The 3,554-nt window shown below is 66.7% G+C and carries 4 protein-coding genes; all 4 read left to right on the forward strand.

The window, feature by feature from the left end; all coding sequences use genetic code 11:
- On the forward strand, positions 1-308 hold a 308-nt coding region (gene accB, locus QM685_RS36630), incomplete at its 5' end, for an acetyl-CoA carboxylase biotin carboxyl carrier protein (RefSeq protein ID WP_415124398.1).
- A gap of 116 nt (positions 309-424) precedes the next feature.
- Positions 425-1,789, forward strand: a complete 1,365-nt coding sequence (accC, locus tag QM685_RS36635) for an acetyl-CoA carboxylase biotin carboxylase subunit (RefSeq protein WP_415124400.1) — start codon at positions 425-427, stop codon at positions 1,787-1,789.
- Between the two features lie 3 nt (positions 1,790-1,792).
- On the forward strand, positions 1,793-2,710 hold the full coding sequence (gene prmA / locus QM685_RS36640; RefSeq protein ID WP_415124402.1) for a 50S ribosomal protein L11 methyltransferase: 918 nt from the start codon (positions 1,793-1,795) through the stop codon (positions 2,708-2,710).
- 42 nt (positions 2,711-2,752) lie between these two features.
- Positions 2,753-3,554 (forward strand): zinc-ribbon domain-containing protein (locus tag QM685_RS36645; RefSeq protein WP_415124404.1); only part of this gene is annotated, 802 nt, incomplete at its 3' end.

The raw sequence follows: 3,554 nt of genomic DNA on the forward strand, positions 1-3,554 counted from the left end.
CGCCGGCCGCCGCGGTCGACGCGCCTGCCGGCGCGGCCAGCGCTCCGGCGGCGCCGGCCGCCGCCGCGCCGCAGGGTCACGTCGTGACCTCGCCGATGGTGGGCACGTTCTATCGCGCGCCGTCGCCGGGCGCCGATCCGTTCGTGCAGGTCGGCGACACGGTCAAGGAAGGCCAGACCATCTGCATCATCGAAGCGATGAAGCTGCTCAATGAAATCGAGTCGGACAAGTCCGGCGTGGTCAAGGAAATCCTCGTCGAAAACGGCCAGGCGGTCGAGTACGGCCAACCGCTGTTCGTGGTCGGCTAACGCGGCACCCAGTGTTCGCCGCCCGCGCGCCGTTCATCCCGAGGCGCGCGACCGATCCTCTGCGGCAGCCGGCGTCGTGACCGACCCGGCGCCCATTGATGAGTCGAAAACCCGCTATGTTTGAAAAAATCCTCATTGCCAATCGTGGCGAGATCGCGCTTCGTATCCAGCGCGCCTGCCGCGAACTCGGCGTCAAGACGGTCGTCGTCTATTCGGAAGCCGACAAGGAAGCCAAGTACGTGAAGCTCGCCGACGAGGCGGTCTGCATCGGCCCGGCGCCGTCGAATCTGAGCTATCTGAACATGCCGGCGCTGATCAGCGCGGCGGAAGTCACCGACGCCGAAGCGATGCACCCCGGCTACGGCTTCCTGTCGGAGAACGCCGATTTCGCCGAGCGCGTCGAGCAGTCCGGCTTCACCTTCATCGGCCCGCGTCCGGAAACGATCCGCATGATGGGCGACAAGGTCACGGCCAAGCAGACCATGATCAAGACCGGCGTGCCCTGCGTGCCGGGTTCGGAAGGCGCGTTGTCCGACGATCCGAAAGAGATCGTGAAGATTGCCCGTCAGATCGGCTACCCGGTCATCATCAAGGCGGCGGGTGGCGGCGGCGGCCGCGGCATGCGGGTGGTGCACACGGAAGCGGCGCTCGTCAACGCGGTCAACATGACCCGCGAGGAAGCCGGCCGCGCGTTCGGCAACCCGCAGGTCTACATGGAAAAATTCCTCGAGAACCCGCGGCACATCGAAATCCAGGTGCTGTCCGATTCGTTCCGCAACGCGGTGTGGCTCGGCGAGCGTGACTGCTCGATGCAACGCCGTCACCAGAAGGTGATCGAGGAAGCGCCGGCACCCGGTATCGCGCGCCGTCTGATCGACCGGATCGGCGACCGTTGCGCGGATGCCTGCAAGAAAATGGGCTACCTCGGCGCGGGCACGTTCGAATTCCTGTACGAAAACGGCGAGTTCTACTTCATCGAGATGAACACGCGCGTGCAGGTCGAGCATCCGGTGACCGAGCTGATCACCGGTGTCGACATCGTGCAGGAACAGATCCGCATCGCGGCCGGCGAGAAGCTCGCGTTCCGTCAGCGCGACATCCAGTTCCGCGGCCATGCGATCGAATGCCGGATCAATGCCGAAGATCCGTTCAAGTTCACGCCGTCGCCGGGACGCCTGACGTCGTGGCACATGCCGGGCGGCCCCGGCATCCGCGTCGATTCGCACGCGTACAACGGCTACTTCGTGCCGCCGAACTACGATTCGATGATCGGCAAGCTGATCGCTTATGGCGCGACGCGCGAACAGGCGATCAAGCGCATGCGCATCGCGCTGTCGGAAATGGTGGTCGAAGGCATTCAGACCAACATCCCGCTGCACCGCGAGCTGATGCTCGATGCCAAGTTCGTCGAAGGCGGCACCAGCATCCATTACCTCGAAAACCGGCTGGCCGCGCGTCAGCAGGTCGCGGAAGAAGCGTAAGTCATGAGCTATCGGGAACTGGTCGCCGAACTGGCGCGCGAGCACGCGGAGGAGTTGTCCGACGCGCTACTCGAGCTGGGCGCGCTGTCCGTGTCGGTCGAAGACGCCGATGCCGACACGCCCGATGAGCAGCCGCTCTTCGGCGAACCCGGTCTCACGCCGGATCGCACCGCGTGGCAGCGTTCGCGCGTGATCGCGCTGCTCGCGCCGGAACACGACCCGGCGGTGCTGCTGACCGCCGCGGCGAACGAAATCGGACTCGACGCCGCGCCGGCCTTCAGCCTGCGTGAAGTCGAGGAGCAGGACTGGGTACGGCTCACGCAGTCGCAGTTCGATCCGATCCAGATCGGCGAACGCATCTGGGTCGTGCCGTCGTGGCACGCCGCGCCGGACCCCGGCGCGCTGGTGCTCGAGCTGGATCCGGGACTCGCGTTCGGCACCGGCAGCCATCCGACCACGCGCCTGTGCATGGAGTGGATCGAGCAGTCTGTGAAGGCCGGCCAGTCCGTGCTCGATTACGGCTGCGGCTCGGGCATCCTCGCGATTCTCGCGAAGAAGTGCGGCGCGGATCCGGTGATCGGCATCGACATCGATCCGCAAGCGGTCGAGTCGGCGCGCCACAACAGCGAGCGCAATCATGCCGATGTCACCTACGGTCTGCCCGACGCCTGTCCGGCCGTCGAATTCGACGTCGTGGTCGCGAACATCCTGTCCAATCCGCTGAAACTGATGGCGTCGATGCTGTCGTCGAAGGTAAAGCCGGGTGGGCGCATCGCGCTGTCGGGCATTCTCGCGCGTCAGGCCGACGAAGTCGCGCAGGTCTACGCGCGCTGGATCGATATCGACGTATGGCGCGAACACGAAGGCTGGGTGTGCCTCACGGGAACACGCGGGAAGCCGCCGCGAAAGCCATTAGAATAACGCGTATCGTCAAACCAACGGCCCCCGGCTTAACGGCTCAATATGCTCCTGGCGACGCGTTGCCCCTTCTGCGAAACTGTTTTCAGCCTGCAACCGGCGCAGCTTGCGCAGCGCCGTGGTCTCGTGCGTTGCGGGCACTGCCAGGAAGTCTTCGATGCGTCGAGCAGCCTGTTCGACGTCACCGAGGGCGGCGATTTCTCGCAAGCCAAACCGGTCGCCGCGGCAGCCGCGATCGAGGCGCTGTCGGGCGTGCGGCAGCAGAGCGCCGATTTCAGCGCCGAGGCGCGGGATCCGTGGGCGCCTGCTGCGGGCGGCGCATCGAGCAGCACGCTCGACGACCGTCTGCATGACAATGCCGTCAGCATGCCGCTTGCGCCGCTGCCTCTGGGCGACAGCGACAAGGCGCCGCCTGCGCCGGCCGCATCGCGCACCGCGACCGAGCCGGAATTGCCCGCCGGCGGCTTCACCGCGCCGCTGCCCGCGGATCAGGAACCGACGCTGGCCGACGCGCCGCTCGAACCGTTCGCCTATCCGGCCGACGAACTGCCTGCCGTCGCCGTTTCGCCGGCAACATCTTCCGCGAATATTCCCGCCGCGGCGGCTGCAGTTACTGCCGCGCAACCGCGCGCCGACGACGCGCCGCGCGTCTGGCACAAGACCGAACGCGCGGAATCGTCCACGCTGGATGAGCCCATGCTGGATGAGCCCGCACTGCGCGATCCGGCGAGTCTGTATGGCATGCCCGATAACGAGCCGCGCTTCGGCACGGCTGCCGGGTTAGGCGCCGCGGCCGGCTTCGGCACCGCCGCGAGCGGCGCGGCCACCGGCGGCCCAGGCGGTCCGC

The sequence above is a fragment of the Paraburkholderia sp. genome (assembly GCF_047605525.1).
GTDB lineage: Bacteria > Pseudomonadota > Gammaproteobacteria > Burkholderiales > Burkholderiaceae > Paraburkholderia.